The sequence below is a fragment of the Ornithinibacillus bavariensis genome (assembly GCF_018333235.1).
In the GTDB taxonomy this organism is placed as follows: domain Bacteria; phylum Bacillota; class Bacilli; order Bacillales; family Amphibacillaceae; genus Ornithinibacillus; species Ornithinibacillus bavariensis.
In genome coordinates this window covers 958,007-979,449 of the sequence record NZ_BORP01000001.1, presented here as the reverse complement: position 1 = coordinate 979,449, position 21,443 = coordinate 958,007, and the positions used below count along the sequence as shown (strand labels likewise).

The 21,443-nt window shown below is 36.0% G+C and carries 20 protein-coding genes, 1 other RNA gene and 1 pseudogene; 20 read left to right on the top strand and 2 right to left on the bottom strand.

What is annotated here, in order from left to right; all coding sequences use genetic code 11:
• Positions 1-46: 46 nt before the first annotated feature.
• The 7 genes from KI338_RS04900 (at position 47) to KI338_RS04870 (ending at position 7,196) form a co-directional block, all read left to right on the top strand.
• Positions 47-1,228, top strand: coding sequence for a phosphoglycerate kinase (locus KI338_RS04900; protein WP_212919829.1), 1,182 nt, complete (start codon positions 47-49; stop codon positions 1,226-1,228).
• Between the two features lie 28 nt (positions 1,229-1,256).
• Positions 1,257-2,015 carry a triose-phosphate isomerase gene (gene tpiA / locus KI338_RS04895; RefSeq protein WP_212919828.1) on the top strand — a complete coding sequence of 253 codons (759 nt, stop codon included), beginning with the start codon at positions 1,257-1,259 and terminating at the stop codon, positions 2,013-2,015.
• Positions 2,012-3,550: a 2,3-bisphosphoglycerate-independent phosphoglycerate mutase gene (gene gpmI, locus KI338_RS04890; protein ID WP_212919827.1), complete on the top strand. Its 1,539-nt coding sequence runs from the start codon at positions 2,012-2,014 to the stop codon at positions 3,548-3,550. Before tpiA ends, gpmI begins: the two co-directional genes overlap by 4 nt.
• Positions 3,551-3,565: 15 nt before the next feature.
• Positions 3,566-4,855, top strand: a complete 1,290-nt coding sequence (gene eno, locus KI338_RS04885) for a phosphopyruvate hydratase (RefSeq protein ID WP_212919826.1) — start codon at positions 3,566-3,568, stop codon at positions 4,853-4,855.
• 282 nt (positions 4,856-5,137) lie between these two features.
• Positions 5,138-6,109: a nucleoside hydrolase gene (locus tag KI338_RS04880; protein WP_212919825.1), complete on the top strand. Its 972-nt coding sequence runs from the start codon at positions 5,138-5,140 to the stop codon at positions 6,107-6,109.
• 204 nt (positions 6,110-6,313) lie between these two features.
• Positions 6,314-6,580, top strand: a complete 267-nt coding sequence (locus KI338_RS04875) for a hypothetical protein (protein ID WP_212919824.1) — start codon at positions 6,314-6,316, stop codon at positions 6,578-6,580.
• A gap of 40 nt (positions 6,581-6,620) precedes the next feature.
• Complete coding sequence (locus KI338_RS04870; RefSeq protein ID WP_212919823.1) at positions 6,621-7,196, top strand: nitroreductase family protein; 576 nt, start codon at positions 6,621-6,623, stop codon at positions 7,194-7,196.
• A 55-nt stretch (positions 7,197-7,251) separates the two neighbouring features.
• On the opposite strand, the gene ptsP is transcribed toward KI338_RS04870, so the two are convergent.
• The gene (gene ptsP, locus KI338_RS04865) at positions 7,252-8,964 is read right to left on the bottom strand and encodes a phosphoenolpyruvate--protein phosphotransferase (RefSeq protein WP_212919822.1); all 1,713 of its coding nucleotides are present in this window, start codon (positions 8,962-8,964) and stop codon (positions 7,252-7,254) included.
• 101 nt (positions 8,965-9,065) lie between these two features.
• Positions 9,066-10,010: an alpha/beta hydrolase gene (locus tag KI338_RS04860; RefSeq protein ID WP_212919821.1), complete on the bottom strand. Its 945-nt coding sequence runs from the start codon at positions 10,008-10,010 to the stop codon at positions 9,066-9,068.
• 162 nt (positions 10,011-10,172) lie between these two features.
• Between KI338_RS04860 and secG the strand changes: the two genes are divergently transcribed.
• The 13 genes and pseudogenes from secG to KI338_RS04795 all read left to right on the top strand — a co-directional run bounded on the left by secG (position 10,173) and on the right by KI338_RS04795 (position 21,357).
• Positions 10,173-10,406, top strand: a complete 234-nt coding sequence (gene secG, locus KI338_RS04855) for a preprotein translocase subunit SecG (protein WP_212919820.1) — start codon at positions 10,173-10,175, stop codon at positions 10,404-10,406.
• 172 nt (positions 10,407-10,578) lie between these two features.
• On the top strand, positions 10,579-11,034 hold the full coding sequence (gene tnpA / locus KI338_RS04850) for an IS200/IS605 family transposase (RefSeq protein WP_212919819.1): 456 nt from the start codon (positions 10,579-10,581) through the stop codon (positions 11,032-11,034).
• A 283-nt stretch (positions 11,035-11,317) separates the two neighbouring features.
• Positions 11,318-12,064: an alpha/beta hydrolase gene (locus tag KI338_RS04845; protein WP_212919818.1), complete on the top strand. Its 747-nt coding sequence runs from the start codon at positions 11,318-11,320 to the stop codon at positions 12,062-12,064.
• A gap of 52 nt (positions 12,065-12,116) precedes the next feature.
• A complete protein-coding gene (gene rnr / locus KI338_RS04840) occupies positions 12,117-14,378 on the top strand; it encodes a ribonuclease R (RefSeq protein WP_212920052.1) in 2,262 nt (753 codons plus the stop codon).
• 172 nt (positions 14,379-14,550) lie between these two features.
• Positions 14,551-15,360: a zinc transporter ZupT gene (gene zupT, locus KI338_RS04835; RefSeq protein WP_212919817.1), complete on the top strand. Its 810-nt coding sequence runs from the start codon at positions 14,551-14,553 to the stop codon at positions 15,358-15,360.
• Between the two features lie 97 nt (positions 15,361-15,457).
• Positions 15,458-15,925, top strand: a complete 468-nt coding sequence (smpB, locus tag KI338_RS04830) for an SsrA-binding protein SmpB (RefSeq protein WP_212919816.1) — start codon at positions 15,458-15,460, stop codon at positions 15,923-15,925.
• A 220-nt stretch (positions 15,926-16,145) separates the two neighbouring features.
• Positions 16,146-16,508, top strand: a transfer-messenger RNA (tmRNA) gene (ssrA, locus tag KI338_RS04825).
• Positions 16,509-16,944: 436 nt separating this feature from the next.
• The gene (locus KI338_RS04820) at positions 16,945-17,451 is read left to right on the top strand and encodes a GNAT family N-acetyltransferase (RefSeq protein WP_212919815.1); all 507 of its coding nucleotides are present in this window, start codon (positions 16,945-16,947) and stop codon (positions 17,449-17,451) included.
• A gap of 119 nt (positions 17,452-17,570) precedes the next feature.
• Positions 17,571-18,032, top strand: coding sequence for a GNAT family N-acetyltransferase (locus tag KI338_RS04815; RefSeq protein ID WP_212919814.1), 462 nt, complete (start codon positions 17,571-17,573; stop codon positions 18,030-18,032).
• 89 nt (positions 18,033-18,121) lie between these two features.
• The gene (locus KI338_RS04810) at positions 18,122-18,406 is read left to right on the top strand and encodes a hypothetical protein (protein WP_212919813.1); all 285 of its coding nucleotides are present in this window, start codon (positions 18,122-18,124) and stop codon (positions 18,404-18,406) included.
• Between the two features lie 316 nt (positions 18,407-18,722).
• Positions 18,723-18,938: a hypothetical protein gene (locus KI338_RS04805; RefSeq protein ID WP_212919812.1), complete on the top strand. Its 216-nt coding sequence runs from the start codon at positions 18,723-18,725 to the stop codon at positions 18,936-18,938.
• Positions 18,939-20,070: 1,132 nt separating this feature from the next.
• A pseudogene (locus KI338_RS17920) lies at positions 20,071-20,385 on the top strand (VOC family protein); the annotation flags it as partial.
• A gap of 210 nt (positions 20,386-20,595) precedes the next feature.
• The gene (locus tag KI338_RS04795) at positions 20,596-21,357 is read left to right on the top strand and encodes a DUF3888 domain-containing protein (protein WP_212919811.1); all 762 of its coding nucleotides are present in this window, start codon (positions 20,596-20,598) and stop codon (positions 21,355-21,357) included.
• Positions 21,358-21,443 lie beyond the last annotated feature (86 nt).

The following is a 21,443-nucleotide window of genomic DNA, read 5'->3' as shown; positions in this document are numbered from 1 at the left end:
GAAACCTATCAAGTAATGCTTACATAATGTTGGGAGGTAAATCGAAGTGAATAAGAAGACAATACAGGATCTTGACCTTAATGGGAAGAAGGTTTTTTGTCGAGTTGATTTTAATGTACCGATGAAAGATGGAGAAGTAACAGACGATACAAGAATTAGAGCAGCATTACCTACCATCAAGTATTTATCTGAACATGGAGCAAAAGTAATTTTAGCAAGTCATCTTGGTCGACCAAAAGGCCAAGTAGTAGAAGAATTACGTCTTGATCCTGTTGCGAAGCGTTTAAGCGACCTAATCGGAAAAGAGGTTTCCAAAACGGATTCCGTTTATGGAAAAGAAGTAGATGAAGCTATTTCTGAACTTCAAGCTGGTGGCATTTTACTGTTAGAAAATGTTCGGTTTGAGGCTGGTGAGGAGAAGAATGACCCAACTTTAGCGGAAGCATTTGCTAACATGGCAGATATTTATGTAAATGATGCATTCGGTGCCGCTCACCGTGCACATGCATCTACTGCAGGTATTGCTGAAAAGCTTCCATCTGCAGCTGGTTTTCTGATGGAGAAAGAATTATCTGTATTAGGTAAAGCACTAGAAAATCCAGATCGTCCTTTTACAGCCATCATTGGTGGTGCAAAGGTTAAGGATAAAATTGGTGTTATCGATAATCTTTTAGATAAAGTTGACAATCTTATTGTCGGTGGCGGTCTTGCCTATACTTTTGTTAAAGCCCAAGGGTATGAAATCGGGAAGTCATTATTAGAAGAAGATAAAATTGAGTTAGCAAAAGAGTTTATGAAAAAAGCAGAAGAAAAAGGTGTTAATTTTGTATTACCAATCGATGTCGTTGTTGCAGATGACTTTTCCGAGAGTGCTAATACAAGGATAGTGCCTATTTCTGAGATTCCTGCTGATTGGGAAGCACTTGATATTGGTCCCGAAACGAGGGCAAAATACAGTCAAATCGTAAAAGATTCGAAGCTCATCATTTGGAATGGCCCTATGGGAGTATTTGAGTTGAATGCATTTGCCAATGGTACGAAAGCTGTTGCCGAAGCATTGGCAAATACAGATGGTTATACCGTAATTGGTGGAGGAGACTCTGCAGCTGCAGTAGAGAAATTTGATTTAGCTGAAAAAATGGATCATGTATCTACTGGTGGAGGAGCTTCTTTGGAATTTATGGAAGGTAAGACTTTACCAGGGGTCGCGGCATTAAGTAATAAGTAATGAAAATGATAAATATAGAGGTGAGAACATGCGCAAGAATATAATAGCTGGTAACTGGAAAATGAATAAAACACTTGCAGAAGCAACGCAATTTGTTGCTGAAGTAAAGAACAAAATTCCAGCAACTGATCAAGTAGAAGCAATTGTTTGTGCACCATTTCCTTATTTGGCGTCTTTAGTAGAGCAAGCAAAAGGCAGCAATGTTAAAATAAGTGCGCAAAACATGCACTTTGAAGATAACGGTGCTTTTACAGGAGAGGTTAGTCCTGTGATGTTGAAGGATATTGGTGTATCCCATGTTGTTTTAGGTCACTCTGAGCGTCGTGAATATTTTGCTGAAACAGATGAAACAGTTAATAAAAAAGCACATGCTGCATTTAATCATGGCTTAACACCAATTATTTGTGTGGGTGAAACACTTGAACAACGTGAAGCCAATGAAACGAAATCACTAGTTGGTGAACAAGTGAGAAAAGCACTAGAAGGACTTTCTAAGGACCAAGTGACTCAATCAATTATTGCTTATGAACCGATTTGGGCAATTGGTACTGGAAAAACTGCATCAAGCGAGGATGCGAATGAAGTATGCGCACATATTCGCCAGGTTGTAAAAGAGTTAACAGATGCTGCAACTGCTGAAGCAGTAATCATTCAATATGGTGGTAGTGTGAAGCCTTCCAATGTTGATGAATTATTAGCACAATCTGATATTGATGGAGCATTAGTTGGTGGCGCAAGTCTTGAGGCTGATTCTTTCTTACAGCTTGTGGAGGCTGGTGCAAAATGAGTCAAAACAAACTTGCTGCATTAATAATCCTAGATGGCTTCGGGATTCGTAATGAAGTAAAAGGTAATGCCGTAAAACAAGCGAATAAACCAAATTTTGATCGGTATTGGAATAGCTATCCACATAATCAATTGAAAGCAAGTGGAGAAGCGGTTGGACTTCCTGAAGGACAAATGGGAAATTCCGAGGTAGGGCATCTAAATATTGGTGCTGGGCGAATTGTATATCAGAGCCTCACCCGTGTAAACCTGTCCATTAGAGAAGGGGACTTTTTCGAAAATGAAGCGTTCTTAAAATCAATGCGAAGTGCGAAAGAAAAAAATAAGGCATTACATATTTTCGGACTATTATCTGATGGTGGCGTGCATAGTCATATTGATCATATGTTTGCCCTATTAAAATTAGCCAAAGATGAAGGCTTAGAAAAGGTCTATCTCCATGCATTCTTAGATGGTCGTGATGTAGGTCCACAAACTGCTAAAGCCTACATTAAAGAAACCGAAGAGAAAATGCAGGAATATGGTGTTGGAAAAATTGCAACCGTAAGTGGGCGCTACTATTCTATGGACCGAGATAAGCGCTGGGATCGAGTGAAGAAGGCATATGATGCAATGGTTTATGGAGAAGGTCCGAAATATCCAAATGCAGAAGCTGTTGTTGACGATTCCTATGCGAATGGTATTTACGATGAATTCGTTATTCCATCTGTTATTGTGGATGAGAATAATGAACCAGTTGGAAAAGTAGAGGACGAAGATTCCATCATTTTCTATAACTTCCGTCCTGACCGTGCCATCCAAATTTCACGTACATTTGCCAATGAGGATTTCCACGACTTTGATCGTGGCCCGAAAGTGCCAAAAAATCTAGATTTCGTTATGTTAACGAACTTTAGTGAAACAGTAGACGGTTTCGTTGCATATGAACCGGTAAACTTAGATAATACAGTAGGGGAAGTTCTATCACAAAATAATTTAAAACAGCTTCGTATTGCGGAGACTGAAAAATACCCTCATGTCACTTTCTTTATGAGTGGTGGACGTGAAAAGGAATTTCCTGGTGAAAAGCGTATCCTAATTAATTCTCCTAAAGTAGCAACCTATGACTTAAAACCAGAAATGAGTGCATATGAGGTCACAGATGCACTTCTTGCAGAGCTGGAAAAAGGAGAAATAAATGCAATTATCCTAAACTTCGCAAACCCTGATATGGTTGGTCATTCTGGTAAATTAGAGCCAACTATTAAAGCAATCGAAGCAGTGGATGAATGTCTAGGAAAAGTAGTGGATAAAATAATCGAGTTGGGTGGTCATGCGATTATTACTGCAGACCACGGGAATTCAGATGAAGTCGTGACATTGGAAGGAAACCCAATGACCGCACATACTACGAATCCTGTACCGGTTATTGTAACGAAAGAAGATGTGGAATTACGTGATGGCGGTATTTTAGCTGATCTAGCACCGACATTACTTGATTTATTAGATGTTGAAAAACCAAAAGAAATGACAGGTTCATCATTAATTAAAAAGTAAAAGGAGAGAGTAAGAATGCCATACATTACAGATGTATATGCACGCGAAGTATTAGACTCACGTGGTAATCCAACAGTTGAGGTAGAGGTTTACACAGAATCAGGAGCTTTCGGTACTGCAATGGTACCTAGTGGAGCTTCCACTGGGGAATATGAAGCAGTTGAGCTTCGTGACGGTGATAAGAGCCGTTACCTAGGTAAAGGCGTAGAGAAAGCTGTTCACAATGTGAATGAGATTATCGCACCAGAAATAATTGGAATGGATGTTACTCGTCAAAACATTATTGATGCACTTATGATTGAACTTGATGGAACTGAAAACAAAGGAAAACTAGGTGCGAATGCAATTCTAGGAGTATCCATGGCAGTTGCACGTGCAGCAGCTAACTTCTTAGAAGTTCCTTTATACAACTATTTAGGTGGATTTAATGGTAAAACATTACCAACACCAATGATGAATATTGTCAATGGTGGAGAACACGCAGATAACAACGTTGATATTCAAGAATTCATGGTTATGCCTGTTTCAGCTCCTACGTTTAAAGAGGCATTACGTATGGGAGCAGAAATCTTCCATTCCTTGAAAAACGTACTTAAATCAAAAGGCTATAATACAGCTGTTGGCGATGAGGGTGGTTTCGCACCTAACCTAAGCTCTAATGAAGAAGCTCTACAAACGATTGTAGAAGCAATCGAAGCAGCTGGCTACAAGCCTGGCGAAGAAGTAAAACTAGCGATGGATGTTGCATCTTCTGAAATGTATGAAGATGGTAAATATGTTCTTAAAGGAGAAGGCGTAACACGCACTTCTGAAGAAATGGTAGCTTGGTATGAAGAAATGGTAAGTAAATATCCAATCATCTCTATTGAAGATGGTCTTGATGAAAACGACTGGGAAGGTCATAAGCTATTAACAGAACGTCTTGGAAACAAAGTTCAGCTTGTTGGTGATGATTTATTCGTGACCAACACGAAAAAACTTGCTCAAGGTATTGAACAAGGTGTTGGCAACTCAATCCTTATTAAAGTAAACCAAATTGGTACACTTACTGAAACATTTGATGCTATTGAAATGGCTAAACGTGCTGGTTATACAGCAGTTATTTCTCACCGTTCTGGTGAAACTGAAGATTCCACAATTGCTGACATTGCTGTTGCTACAAACGCAGGTCAAATTAAAACTGGTGCACCATCCCGTACTGACCGTGTAGCTAAGTATAATCAATTACTACGTATTGAGGATGAATTAGCTGGCATGGGTGAATATGCTGGATTAAATGCATTTTATAATTTGAAAAATAAATAAGATATCATAGAAGTAGTCTGTGCCCTAAAAGTTGGAGAAATCTAATTTTTAGGGTGCTTTTTTTTTTATAAAGTAGTTCTTAGCTTTTTGAAGGAATGCCTTAGTAATTGTTGTAGAGAATAAAAAGGGAAGAGGAAATACAAATAAATGACTGGAGAAATTAAGAAGAAAGAACAAAGGATGAGTTTTAAGCAAAACTCCACCCCAAATATAATTGTCACGGGACAATTTCTCCAAACAATAGGTTATAAAAAGAACAATTTCCTGAGAGGAAGAAAATATGTGGGCAAGAAGGTATTACTATTTGGAGACATTGGTATTGATGATATAGTTGCATTAATATATGGCTACCTTAATGAAAATATTGATTTAGTTGGAATTGTCACCGATTATGGCAATATTCCACGTGAAAAGGCACTTGCCACCGTTCAATATTTACAGGAACAGATTTTTTCTTCGAGTGAAGCACAGAGGACAGCTATTATTGCAGGTGCGAAAAATCCGATGACAGCCGAGACAGTTGAATACTTTCCAGAGATTCATGGGGAGTATGGACTTGGACCAATTATCCCACAAAACATCCAGGATGGTATTACTTTTGAGAACTTTTTTCGAATCATTGATATTATTAATCAATATGGTGAGGAACTATATATTGTCAATATTGGCAGGTTAACTTCTCTTGCTACCATGTTTCTACTATATCCAGATACTATGAATAAAATAAAAGAAATAATTGTAATGGGTGGTGCCTTTTGGGTTCCGGGAAATGTGACCGCTGTATCGGAGGCTAATTTCCATGGTGATCCAGTAGCAGCTGAGATTGTGTTAACGTATTTTGATAAAGTGACAATCATCCCTCTAAATGTTACCGAACGGGCTATTGTCACACCTGAAATGGTTGATTATATTGATCGAATGGGAAGTATTCCTATCTTTAAACCAATGATTGATTATTACTATAACTATTATAAGAAGCGGGATCCGAATGTCCAAGGAAGTCCAATGCATGACGTGCTTACGCTGATGGCTGTCAATCTAGAGAATATGTTCACATTTGAAACATATCCTGTTCATGTTGTCCAAGCTACGAAAGGCACAGAAAGAGGGCAAAGCATTGCCGATATCCGTTCATTTGGAAATCTTGCTAAAGAAACGGAAAAAGAAATTAAAAAACACCGAATTGCCTTTGATTTTGATTATAAACTATTTTTTACAAATTTCATGACGACAATGACAGGACAACGATTTTAAAAAGTGTACTTGTAAACCTAATTATCAAAACGATATTAGAATGACTCTCCAATCACTATCATGATGGAGGTCATTTTTTGGTGGATTCTAAGTATATTTTAGATAAAATTAAAATTTATAATAACTAACCTTTATTTAGAATGGTACTATTAATATAGTTGATGGATTGTAGGGAGAATAGAAGGTATAACAAGGAGGCTGAATATGAAAACGGAGAGATTTAATGGATTAATGTCTTTATTTTCAATACTAGGAATTGTTGGGTTAATATTCATATGCTTCAGCGATAACTTCGGTATTTCTATTGCTGATGGTTGGCTGGCAAAATATGATTATGTTGACTCTTCTTTATATGAATTTAAAATAAAGGCGAATACGATTAAATTTGTAGTAACTGGTGGAATTCTTTTCAGTATTAACCTTATTGCTATCTTTCTAGTTTATTATAAAATGCTAAACAGTAGGGAGTAGATAACTCTTTGAATCTACTATGGAGAAAGGGAATGGGGACATGACAGTACTAAGAACAATAAAAGAACGGCGTAGTATTCATACTTTTGAAGAAAAAGAGGTAGATATCGAGCTATTAAGAGAGATTTTCACATATGGTTCCTATGCACCTACCCACTATATGAAAGAACCATGGCAGATGAAGCTATATCAAAGAGATGGTAAAGATACGCTTATTCATGCAATAATCAGAAGCTATCAGCGAATTGGGATGATTCGTAATAGCAATGATCCGAAAACAATCAAAATGATAGATTCCATGAAGAGTTTTCTTCACAGTATTCCCCACCATGCAGTAATATATTTTGAAAAAGAAGAGGATCCTGTCCGATATGAAGAAGAATATGCTGCTGTCTGTGCATTTATACAAAATTCTCAGCTCGCAGCTTGGGAATTTGGGGTGGGAATGCTTTGGACGATTACTCCTTATATGCATGACCCTGGATTCTATTCGGATATTGAACTAGATGCAAACAAATCGAAAATTGCTGCAGTACTTCAGATTGGTTATCCAAAGAAGGTTCCAAGGAATAAAGGGAGGACATCCATAACAGATAAAATGCAGATAATAGAATAATTATTCACAAAGTAAGAAGAGCAGGGAAATATTTTCTGCTCTTCTATTAGCTTACTTATTCTGTTTTTTCTTTTACAAATGCAACAACCTCTTCAGCAGTGGACATAGAAAGTAATTTATCCTTATAAGAAGCCATTTCTTTCTTCGAGATATTCTTTAGCTGTGTTCGAGCTGGAAGAATGGATGTAGCACTCATACTAAATTCATCAAGTCCTAAGCCAAGTAGGATTGGAATAGCAATTGGATCTCCTGCCATTTCTCCACACATACCAGCCCATTTTCCTTCACTATGTGCAGCCTCAATGACATTATTTACTAGGTTTAGGATAGCTGGATGATATGGTTGATACAAATAGGATACTTGTTCATTCATACGGTCAGCTGCCATTGTATATTGAACTAGGTCATTTGTTCCGACACTGAAGAAATCAACCTCTTTCGCAAATTGTTTCGCGATAACAGCTGTGGATGGGATTTCTACCATAATTCCAACTTCAATATCATCCGATACGGAATGTCCTTCTTGCTTTAGGTTTTCTTTTTCTTCTAATAAAATCGCTTTTGCTTTACGGAATTCCTCAAGTGTAGCAATCATTGGAAACATTATCTTTAGGTTACCATAAACACTAGCACGAAGAAGCGCTCGTAGCTGTGGACGGAAAACATGTTCATTTTCTAGGCAGAATCGGATAGCTCGGAAGCCTAGGAATGGATTCATTTCTTTTGGTAAATCAAGGTATGGTAGCTCCTTATCTCCACCAACATCCAGTGTACGAACAACTACAGGCTTGTCTCCCATTTGCTCTAAAACAGATTTATATGCTTCAAATTGCTCATCTTCAGACGGTAATTCACTTTTACCCATGTATAGGAATTCTGTACGATATAGACCAACACCTTCACCACCGTTGTTTAGAACACCTGTAACATCATTTGGAGTGCCGATATTACCGACAAGTTCAATCTGTTCACCATCAGCAGTAAATGTAGGCTCGTCCTTTAATTGAGCCCAAAGAGCTTGTTGTTTTGCAAAGTTTTCTTGTTTTGCTTTGTATTCGTTTAGTTCTTCCTCTGTTGGATTAATCACGACGTTTCCGTCAATTCCATCAATAATAACGATTTCATCTTGAGAAACGGATTTTGTTACTTCCTTCGTACCAACTACTGCTGGAATTTCTAATGAACGTGCCATAATAGCTGAATGGGAAGTACGTCCACCGATGTCTGTCGCAAATCCTTTAACAAATTGACGATTAAGCTGTGCAGTATCAGAAGGAGTTAAATCATTTGCAATGACTATTACCTCTTCATCAATTAAAGCAGGGTTAGGGAAAGAAACGCCAAGTAAATGTGCCATTACTCGTTTTGTTACATCGCGAATATCAGCTGCACGCTCGCGCATATATTCATTATCCATGCTTTCAAACATACCGATAAACATATTAGCAACATCTTCAAGTGCAGCTTCGGCCATTGTTTTATCGTTATTAATTTTGTCCTTAATTGGATTGATAAGCTCTGGGTCACTTAGAACAAGTAGGTGCGCAGAGAAAATTTCTGCATGCTCTTCACCAAGTTCTTTTAGTGTATGTGCTTTTATTTTTTCGAGCTCTTGTTTGGAAACCTCAAGTGCCTGTTCTAGACGCTGTATTTCGTTATCAGGATTATCTATTTCTTTTACAGTATAGGATAAATCTGGTGTAACCAGCTGGTAGGCTTTTGCAATAGCAATTCCAGATGAGGCTGCAATTCCTTGGATGTTCGTCATGACTTTTTACTTCCTTTCATTACAAATCTATACGTTATCTACTATATGTTACCTGTATAAAGGTATGGATTCAAGCAATACATCATCTTGCAACAAAAAGTTCATTTTGAAACCGCTTTACTGGAAAAATATGTTGCAATTTGCTTGATTATCCAGTTTAGAATTTCTTCATAGATTTCTTCTTTGTTAATTTCATTTAAAACCTCATGACGTGCTCCCTCTATCAGAGACACAGTGATATGCTCTATACCTAATGACTTGTACATGGATGCCGTTTTCCAAACACCTTTTCCATAGTTCCCTACTGGATCTTGATCCCCACTGATGATGAACATCGGCAAGTCCTTCCGTATTTGATTGTTCCGCTCTGGAGAATGAATCCATAAAAGCCCGGTCATGAGATCGAAGAAAAAGCGTGCTGTTGGGATGTACCCACATAAGCTATCCTCTAAATAAGCCTGTACGACAGCATCATCTCTTGTTAACCAATCAAATGGTGTTTTTTGATTTATTATTTTCCGATTAAAGGTCCCAAATGCTAATTTATTCATGAATGGTGATTTCTTTTTTGGAGATAGTCGGGATGCTAGTAGCTTTCCAAAAGTAGCTGTTGCCTTTGGATAATAACCAGTGCCAGATAGTATGACCCCTGCTATATCACTGGCATATGTTTGGATGTAGTTTCTAGATAAAAAGGATCCCATACTATGACCAAGAAGGAAAATAGGTTTGTCCGGATACGCTTTTTTTATCAGTTGGGTGATTTGATGTAGATCATTGGTCGTTTTTTCAAATCCATCCGCTTCTGAAAAGTAGCCCATTAGCTCTTGCTTTTGCCCTGTTTTTCCGTGTCCTCTATGGTCATTTCCATATACGTATATCCCATTTCGTACTAAAAATTGTACAAAGTCATGATATCGTTGAATGTGCTCTGTCATACCGTGAGCAATTTGGACAATGGCCTTAGGCTCCTTACTTTCTTCAAACCATTTTTCAACATATATTTCTGTTTCATCTACTGACTTCATCCAAAAGGTAGCTTTCACATGAATCACCTCTATTATTTCTATTTCTTCCATCATAATAGATAGCGCGTATAAATTCTATTTGTCTGGTCCTTTTTCGAAAAATAGCTTGATAAATTATTCAAAATTATGCTAAAGTAGGAATAGTTACTGTCCGATATGTTCAGGAGGTGTCATGGGAACATGGCTAGTTTTGTAAATTTTCTACTAGTGCTTGATGCAATTATTATGATTGTTTTAGTTCTATTACAAAGTGGTAAAAGTGAGGGCCTATCTGGAGCAATCTCTGGTGGTGCAGAACAATTATTTGGAAAGCAAAAGGCTAGAGGAATAGACTTAGTATTACACAGAATGACAATTATTACGGGAGTATTATTCTTTATTCTAGCTTTTATAAGTGCATATGTTTTACAATAGTTTAAAGTAACTCTTATCACAACTAGTGATAAGGGTTTTTTATTAATGCTTTTAAAACCACAGGCTCTGCCTGTGTGAAAATAAACCTTCTAGGGATGTAACAAAAGAATCTCCAATCGTATAATAGAGATGGCCGTCAAACCAAATCTAAAAAACGAGAGGAGATCTACTCATGTCGAGTGACAATAGTTTATCACACACCCGATGGAATTGTAAGTATCATATAGTCTTTATACCAAAATACAGAAGGAAAGTAGTATATGGTAAGTTAAGGAAAGACATCGGGGCGATTTTAAGACGTTTATGTGAGATGAAAGATGTAGAAATCATAGAAGCACATGCAATGCCAGATCACATTCATATGTTAGTGAAAATTCCACCAAAGATGTCAGTATCGTACTTCATGGGGTATCTAAAAGGTAAAAGTTCTTTAATGATCTATGATAGACATGCAAACTTAAAATATAGTCATGGGAATAGAACTTTTTGGGCTAAAGGATATTACGTAAGTACGGTAGGGCTCAATGAAAAAACAATAGCTAAATACATTCGAGAGCAAGAATCAGAGGATCGTTTGCGAGACAATATGAGTAAACGAGAATACGTCGATCCATTTAAAGAAGTATAGGAAGATAAACGGTTGACGGTCAATTCAAAAAGCCCCTTTAGGGGCCTCGTTGGTAAAGTGCCCTTATAGGGCGAAACTAAAACCGCCCGTTTTACGGGCGGATAATTATTGGTTGATAGAAAGAAAAAAATCGTAAGACCGTTTCTTCCTATTAAGGCAAGGGGTGGACCTTGTTTTCATTTATTATTAAATAAACCCGAAACATGCCTAGAAGTGCATTTCTCATGTGTAGATTAATGAATAAAGGGTACAGTATATAGTATAAATAAGGAGATTTAGTGAAATGAAAGTTATTCAACCAAAGCCATTTACTTTTGAACGAGGCCCAAGAGCCGTTTTATTATTGCATGGGTTTACAGGTCATACAGCAGATGTACGTATGCTTGGTCGTTTCCTAGAACGAAATGGTTATACATCACATGCACCAATTTATCGCGGACATGGACTGCCACCAGAGGAATTAATTCAAACAAGACCAGAGCAGTGGTGGGAAGATGTCCAAAAGGCTTTCCGGTATTTGAAGGATTTGGGCTATAATGAGATAGCTGTTGCAGGCCTGTCATTAGGTGGTGTATTCAGTCTGAAGTTAGCATATATGGAAAACGTAAAAGCTGTAATCCCTATGTGTGCGCCAATGTACTTCAACAATGAAAGTCAGCTAACCGCTGGATTCCAGGCGTTTTCTAAGGAGTATAAGCAATTAGAGGGTAAGGATGAAAACACCATTGAAAAAGAAGTCTCATACTTAATGGAAAATTCTAGCCCGATGTTTCATGAATTAGGAAAAACGATTACCAGTGTTAAAAACCATGTGGATATGATTTATACACCTACAATGGTTGTTCAGGCAAGATTAGATAAAATGATTGACACGAAAAGTGCTACATATATTTATGAGAATGTAGAAGCAGATCGAAAGGAAATTAAGTGGTACGAGGAATCAGGTCATGTTATTACAATCGATAAAGAAAAAGAACAGTTACATGATGATATTCTTCAGTTTTTAGAATCACTAGATTGGGAAAACTAACAATAATAGTAAAGTTAGTGAAGAGAAAGAGGGTGTTTTCGTGAGTGAAATAATGCTAGATCGTTTACGGGACTTTTTTAATACATATGATTCCAAACCACTGGCAGTTGATGAATTAGAAGAAATATTAGAAATAACTGATGCAGTTGAGTTCAAGGAATTAGTGAAAGCCTTAAATGAGTTAGAACATAATGGAGAGCTTGTTCGCACGAGAAAGAATCGTTTCGGATTGCCAGAAAAAATGAATTTAATCCGGGGTAAAATCCAAATGCATGCAAAGGGATTTGCCTTTTTAATCCCAGATGATGAGACTGAAACAGATGTATATATTCATCATTCTGATTTGGCTTCTGCCATGAACAATGACCGTGTATTAGTGCGAATTGAAAAACGTGATATTACTGGAAGTCGACCAGAGGGTACGGTCATTCGTATCTTAGAACGTGCTATCACAGAGGTAGTGGGAACATTTGAGGATAACAGAGCTTTTGGATTTGTTATTGCAGATGATAAGCGGATTCCCAATGATATTTTTATCCCAAAGGGAAAAATGAATGGTGCAGTCGATGGACATAAGGTTATAGCAAGGATTACGAAATATCCAGAGAACCGTATGAGTGCGGAAGGAGAAATTATTCAAATTCTTGGTCATAAAAATGACCCTGGAATTGATATTATTTCGATTATATATAAGCATGGAATTAAGATGGATTTCTCAGCGGAGGTTTTAGAGCAGGCATTAAATACTCCTGATGAAATAGATCCATCAGAGCTAAAAAATCGCCGAGATTTGCGTAATGAAGTGATTGTAACAATTGACGGGGCAGATGCAAAGGATTTAGACGATGCAGTCAGTGTTAAGAAGCTTGAAAATGGAAACTATAAGCTAGGCGTTTATATTGCTGATGTCAGTTATTATGTAACAGAAGGTTCACCGATAGATAAGGAAGCCTTTGAGCGTGGGACAAGTGTCTATTTAGTTGACCGTGTCATTCCGATGATTCCACATCGTTTATCGAACGGAATATGTTCCTTAAATCCTCAGGTTGATAGGCTTACTCTTGGCTGTGAGATGGAAATTGATCCCACAGGAAAAGTAGTTAACCATGAGATTTTTCAAAGTGTAATAAAAACGACGGAACGAATGACTTATCGTGATGTCAATAGTATCCTTGTAGATAAGGATGAGGAGCTTCGTGAGAAATATAAACTACTCGTTCCGATGTTTGAACAAATGGAAAAACTTGCGTCCATTCTACGTGCTAAGCGCATGGGGCGTGGTGCTATTGACTTTGACTTTAAAGAAGCACAGGTACTGGTTGATAAAGGTGGTAAAGCAACAGATGTCGTTATTCGTGAACGGTCGGTTGCCGAACGATTAATTGAGGAATTCATGCTAGCAGCTAATGAAACAATTGCTGAGCATTTTCACTGGATGGAAGTTCCATTTATTCATCGTATCCATGAGGACCCCGATCAAAGTAAGCTACAGCATTTCTTTGAATTTCTAGGTGGTCTTGGCTACAGGGTAAAAGGAACCGCGAATGAAATCCATCCGCAAAGTCTGCAAAAGGTATTAGAGGATGCAGAAGGAAAGCCAGAGGAAATGATTATATCCAAGCTAATGCTCCGTTCCATGAAGCAAGCGAAATATGATCCGCAGAGTGTCGGACATTTTGGCTTAGCAACGGAATTTTATACCCATTTTACGTCACCAATTCGGCGTTATCCAGACTTAATTGTCCATCGATTAATTCGGACCTATCTCATTGATAAGAGCTTGGATAGTAAGACAATTGGTACATGGAAGGAGAAGCTTCCTGAGATTGCAAGACATTCATCCGAACAAGAACGGAAAGCCGTTGATGCAGAAAGAGATACAGATGATTTGAAAAAAGCAGAATATATGCAGGAAAGAATTGGAGAAGAATTTCCTGCTGTTATAAGTTCGGTGACAAGCTTTGGGCTTTTTGTTGAATTAGAAAACACGATTGAAGGACTTGTGCATGTCAGTTATTTAACCGATGATTACTATCATTTTGATGAGCGACATTATGCGATGATTGGCGAACGTACAGGAAAGGTTTATCGGATAGGACAAGAGGTTAAGGTTCGTTGTACAAGTGTTAATATGGATGAGTATGCCATTGATTTCGAAATAGTTGGTGGCGGAAAGAAGCGGAATCTCGATGCTGCTGAGCGAGGGAAAGCTGGAAAGAAATCAGGATCACTAAACGGTAAAAGCAAAGGGAACGGAAAAGCAGTAAAAGGCTCACAAAAATCAAAGAAGCCGAAGACACGTAAACGAAAATAGTTACATTATATGAATAGCTGTATAGACTAATTCTGTCGAGTAAGCAGAATTAGTCTTTTTTATTAAATAAATTTTTATTGCACTTTTTTGCTACTCCGAATAATATAATCTTATAAATGTTTCCCTAAGTCAAAAAAGATATGTTAGTACAACATTAAGAGGAGAAGAATACATGTCACACGACGTATTGCTTGCATTTCTGTTCACATTATTTGCAGGTTTGGCAACAGGTATTGGTAGTTTGTTAGCATTTTTCACGAAAACAACGAATACGAAATTTTTATCCTTTGCACTTGGATTTTCAGCAGGTGTGATGATTTATGTCTCAATGGTAGATATCTTTTTTAAAGCCCAGGATTCCTTGGTACAAGAATTAGGAAAAGATGGTGGTAGGTGGCTAACTGTTAGCTCTTTTTTTGCTGGGATGCTTTTGATTGCTTTGATCGATCGCTTTGTCCCAAAAGGCTCGAATCCTCATGAAATCAAAAAAGTAGAGGATATGAAAGCCAATGGTGCGATAACTAACAATCCTGAATTATTAAAAATGGGGGTATTCACCGCTTTAGCAATTGGGATTCATAACTTTCCAGAAGGAATAGCAACCTTTGTTTCAGCTATTCAAGATCCGGCACTAGGACTTGCAATTGCTGTTGCAATCGCGATTCATAATATACCAGAAGGAATAGCTGTTTCCGTACCAATCTATTTTGCAACAGGTGATAAGAAAAAAGCCTTTAAATTTTCATTCTTGTCAGGACTTGCAGAGCCTATTGGGGCATTAGTTGCATTTCTAATTCTAATGCCATATTTGTCGGACATCATGTTTGGCGTTATCTTCGCTGCTGTTGCTGGTATTATGGTATTTATCTCACTTGATGAGTTATTACCTGCTGCAAAGAAGTTTGATGAAGCCCATGTGTCCATCTATGGGGTAATAAGTGGAATGGCATTAATGGCTTTAAGTCTATTATTGTTACAATAGATAGAGGTGGAATATCATCGTGATGTTCCACCTTTTTATTGGAATACAGAGGATTATTTGGTAAAATGAATCCACGGAAGTTTTAGGAGGGCTAAAGATGCCTAAAGGTGAAGGTAAAGTAATTGCACAAAATAAAAAAGCATCCCATGATTATTTTATTGAAGATACATATGAAGCTGGAATCGTATTGCAAGGTACAGAAATTAAATCCATTCGTGCAGGACGGGTAAATTTAAAGGATTCCCATGCTAGAATAGATAAACGTGGGGAAGTTCAGTTAATCAACCTGCATATTTCGGAGTATGAACAAGGGAATCGCTTCAATCATGATCCGACACGAACAAGAAAATTATTACTACATCGCAAGCAAATTGATAAATTAATCGGTCTAACCCAACAGGAGGGCTATGCCCTTGTCCCTTTAAAAATTTATATCAAAAATGGTTTTGCTAAGGTATTGCTTGGTTTAGGTAAAGGGAAAAAGAAATACGATAAACGTGAGGATTTAAAGAAAAAACAAATGAAGCGAGATATTGATAGAGCCATCAAGGATTATAATCGTTAATAGGTAACCATCAGCTAGTGTATAAACGTAGCTGATGGTTTGATTATTTGTGAAGGAAACTGGAAAACGATTGTGACGTTGGGAAAACATCCCACGCTATACGTCTTGAAAATGTCGTTTCATATGATATAATAAGTATGTCGCTGATACGTCAGTGATATGAAACTTAATAATAATAATAATTAAGCTCGATTATTTATCCCGAGCGTTTTCCTTTTATGGGGGCGTTACGGATTCGACAGGGGTAGGTCGAGCTCAGGTTGCGCGTCGAGGTTACGACTCGTAAAACGTTAATCGCCTAAATATAACTGGCAAAACTAACAATAACTTAGCTTTAGCTGCGTAAGCAGTCTTTAGCTGATCCTTCCTGCTCTCGCCCGTGGAGCAGATTGAAGGGTCTCAACTAGAGCGGGCTTTTACGGCGTCCACCGTCTGAGGATGACCGTAGAAACTAATCAGACTAGCTATTTGGAAGCCTGTTGGTAGGCTGAAAAGCTAGCGAAAGATAATATGCCAACTACACGTGTAGACGCCTGAGTGCCGATACCTTTGGACGTGGGTTCGACTCCCACCGTCTCCACCAATACATATGTTGGTGGTTTTTTTTTTTGTGTGAGACATCAAGCATAAGTTTTCAAAATGGAAAGCTTATGCTTGATTTTATTTATTGAAAGCATAAGCTTGAATTCTGATATACTTATAAATGCAAGAAAGATAAAATACAGAATGACCTAGTGCTGGACATAGTATTTCCATTGAATAATAAAAAGAGTAGTAGTAAATGAGAGACTGTTTACTAACTCATATTTTCTCGATAAACAAATAATAGTAGTCTTTAGAATCCAAAAGTGAGATTATATTTGACTTTTTCAAGTACACGAATAAGAAAATTAGTGTAAACTAAATTTACCGAATAGTCAAAACCCCGCAAGAGGATATAGTTTCTAAGAAATGTATTTAAACTAACGGATCAGATTAATGCAAGAATAGGGCAAAAAGGTATTTGGAGGATAGAAAACATGAAGAAAATAATAGAAACAGAGAGACTGTATCTTAGGGAACTAGTAATGGAGGATGTACAAGAGTTATCTAAAGTTCTTTCGGATCCAGAATCGATGCAATATTATAATGAGCCGTTTAATGAGGAGAAGGTAGAAAAATGGATTCAATGGAATATTGATAATTATAAAAAATATAACCATGGTTTGTGGGCAGTTATTCTAAAAGATGGGGAAAAATTTATTGGAGACTGTGGCATTACAATGCAAGCAATAGAGAATGAAATAGTACCGGAGATTGGTTTTCATATTATAAAGAAGTATTGGAATAAAGGGTATGCAACAGAAGCAGCAATTGCCTGTAAGGATTATGCTTTTGATGTCCTGAATTACCCCAAGATATTTTCGTACACTACACTTGAAAATATATCATCACAGAAGGTTGCGCAAAAAATAGGAATGCAGACATATAAGATGTTTGAGAAAAATGGTGAAAAACAAATTGCTCAAGTGATATTTAATATATAAGAGATAAGATATTTTCTTTAGCAATTAAATTCTTAGAGGCTTTGAAGAAATATACTTAAACCAAAGGTTCAGTATTGATTAGCGTGAAATAAATTTTTTTGGCTTAGGAGGTGAAATAAGTGAATATTAGATTTGCAGAGACAAAGGACATTCATCAGTTAATAAAAATGAGATGGGATAATACCATCGAATTTGATGAGAGCAAAAAGGACGAGTCTTATGAAGAGTTTGAAAAGGAATGTCAAATATTTTTAGAAAATGCACTAAATAGTAATCAGTGGTTTATTTGGGTTGCAGAGGATAAGGGGAAAATCATTTCACATATATACATAGAATTAATACATAAAGTACCAAGACCTGGTAGAATTACTCATCCATTTGCATATATGACCAACGTGTATACGATTCCTGAATATAGAAGTCTAGGCGTAGGAAGTAACGTATTAAGTTCAATAAATAAATGGATTAAAGAGAATAAATACGAATTTGTAATTGTATGGCCAAGTGATGAAGCAATCAATTATTACAAGAAAAATGGTTATGTTCATTGTAAGGAACCTATGGAATACTTTCCTTCTTAAACCAACGAATGCACCGGCTTTATAAGATAAACTAGGTTATTGCACCAACAGTTCAGAATGGTTGATATTATATAGGAGGATGGTAAATAGTGAAAAAATTGATAACTAATACTAATTTTGCATATCTAACAACTGTGTTTATTTTAATAGCTGTTATTTATAGTTTTATTGTCAATGAACCAATTTACAAAGTAACAACATTCTTATTCGAAGCTACGATTATAGTATCTATCATTACAGTTGCAATTCACCTAAATGCCTTAAAGGAGAATAAAGTGAAGAAAAAACTTATTTTACTAAGCCTTGTGGTTCCAGTTACTGTCATAATTTATTATGTGGTAGGGGTTATCTACTGGTATAACACTGGAATGTGAGGTTATAGAAAGTTTATAAAGCTAAACCAGCTAATAGTTTTCAAGATTTTTTCTAAAAAACTAAAATAGCTTATGATATATTAAATGCGTATGCCACATAACCTTTCTAACTTCGTTGAATGGAAGAATCCGTAAAACGGTTGAATTGTAGGTGTGAGATATAAAATTTATTGCATACAGGTGTGGTTTTCCTATATATTATCGACTCTATGTAAAAGTTATAGTATTAATAGGACTGGTTTGTCTAATAAGAAATTACAATAGGAATGGTAATTTTCTATAAGACATTATTTATGATATGAGAGAGGTATTATAATTGAAAGAATTTATTGGTACATTATTGGTTTGTATCGTTATTTGTTGGATTTTTGCATTTTTCTTTTTCGGTCTTATTGTAGAAAATATATGGGTTTTAATTATTTTTATTGCATTGGTATTAGCGGTGCTAATTACAATTCTTATCAAACAGGATGCCAGAATTGAAGAATTAGAAAAGAAAATGGAAGCGTTATTGAGTAATAAACAGGATTAAGGAATAACTGTGAATTATTCTACTGAAACAGAAGGAGAATCACTTCAAAGAAAAGTAATTGTACCAGTTATTAAACTAAAAGAGCAGGTTAATGGAAAAGGAACTATAATGAAGGACTATTAGTGATGGATCAAGATACGGAGAAGCAAACTTTAGAGGAATTAAAAAAATTAAATAGAACATTGGACAATATAATTTATACGATCGATTACATTGATAGAGATGGAAATCCAAGTTTTATTATACTGGATTTAATGAAGTCATTTTTAATAAGAGTTGTTATTTTGGTCCTTCTTTAGCTGTTGCAATAATAATATTTCAAGTTTACAGTTGGTTATTCGACTTGGCTGTAGCTTTTTATCTAGAACAATTTTTTCTTTTATGTAGTTATTTGTTTAAGTTAATAAGTATTTTAAATAATTGCACATATTAGGTTGAATTTTTTAAGGAATTACTTTGTATCACTATATACATAGAATATCTATATATGTAGATTATATAGATATAGTAACTGAAATAGGGAATTTCACATAGGGTGTTAAATAGGCCTAAACAGGATTGAAAAAAATCGTTGATTTAACAACATTTTTGATTGAAAGGATTTATTTAAATGGTGCAAGAGTACTAAGGATACGTCATGTTAATACGGGGTGAAATTATGGGCTTTTGGTATTTCTTAATATTATTTGTGGGAATATTATTAGTTTTTAAGGGGCTACGTGGAAATAAAAAAATTAGTTTGGTATTTATAGGGATTTTATGTATTGCCTTCTCTATATTTATGTTTTCTCCAGGGAGTGCTAAAATCATTTCGGAATTATTAAATTTAGATTAAAGTATAGAAAGATTTTAACTCACTTAATAGGTATTTTTTATGAACCGATGCTTTGCTTTAACAAGGTGATCGTTGATGATCGCTCCTTTTTAGGTAATATTTTTGCAATATTGTGTTAATGTTAAGGTGCGCATTTAAGGAACAAACAGGGAGTTTTATTGAAGAAGGATTTTAATATCACTGGATAGAGTTATTTATAATAATGCATTAAATAGGAGAGATAAAATTATTATGGAAAAGGGAAAAATTGAAAAGTCACTTACAGTACTTTTGGTATCAGATTAAGAGAAATCTAAGAAATACTACGAAAATGCGTTAGGATGCGAAGTAAATGAGCAATGGGCAGTTCGGGACGATTTTAGATTAGGGTTTAAATTAATCCAGGCAAAAGCGTTAGATGATGTTAGACCCAATAAAGGCATTTGGAATACATACGCTTATGTGAAGACACACGATGAACTTGATGCATTGTATGATGAATTTAAATCCAATGGTGCAATTATCGCTTCAGAACCTAAATTATCAGAATTTGATTGGGGTGTTTGGAAGGAATTTTCAATTAATGACTTAGATGGATATATAATTGGCTTTGGTTCAGGAAGTAAAAAATAAACAAAATTGATTCCATGTAAAATAAGCGTTGCTACGCACTTCCTTTCAATTTAGTATCTAGATAGTAGGTATAAAGCTAACGAGGATATTTATTCAGCAATCAAAGCCAAATTCAAGAGTATTTAATTGTGAAAGAATTTGGTAATCAAAATAAAGGCTATATTTTTCTGTAAGGGTAAATCTAAACCTAAAATAGTTTAGGTGGTTGCTATGACAAGAAAGTTTTTCCTTGTACTATCAATTTGGTTGTTGATCATGCTTTTCCAGCCAAATAGCACTAATGCCGAAAAAAATATAATCGATAATAGATTATTGCTCGACACTTTGGTTACTTTATTGAACCCGTACATATCAGGAAGCATAGAACATTATTATGGATATCATAAGTCTTATGGTTTACATGACATAAAAATCCTCGATATATCAAGGGAAGAAGAGAGTGAATTCAGTTTTACAGTCAAGATTCAAGTAAATACCTTTGATGAAGCTCATAATCCTCCTTATGGTAAAGAAATAATAATACTGGAAGTCGATGTGGACAAAGTTAGAGTAATTAAATTCATCCATGAAGGGGATGTATGGGAAAGGAAAATAACAGATTTTTATGAGGAAGTTATTTCAGATATAATACAAACATATAAATTAAACTTAAATTCCTTTAAAAAACTTAATTACGAGCAATTGACGTTCAAATCAGAAAAACAAAAGGAATACAAATCTCTTTCAGATATTGTAACCGAAATCATAGAAAATGAGCTAACTACCGAAATAAGTACCCCTTATAATCCTTATAAAAATGTAATAGCCCCTGTTACTTTTATTAAGGGTAATCAGGGATACATTCTTTTTAAAAAGGCAGATGGGACAAACATTGTTATAGAGGTGTTTAAGTTAAACGATAAATGGGTGGTTGTAAACAAGGAAAGTAAACAAGGTATGAAAATGAAATATGCTTTGCTCTGGTATATGTAGTTATAAGGTTCAATGAGTGAGATACGCCAAGTATTTCATTAAGGAAGCAATTGGGTAATATCATATGCTAAATCCTCTTAAAAGAA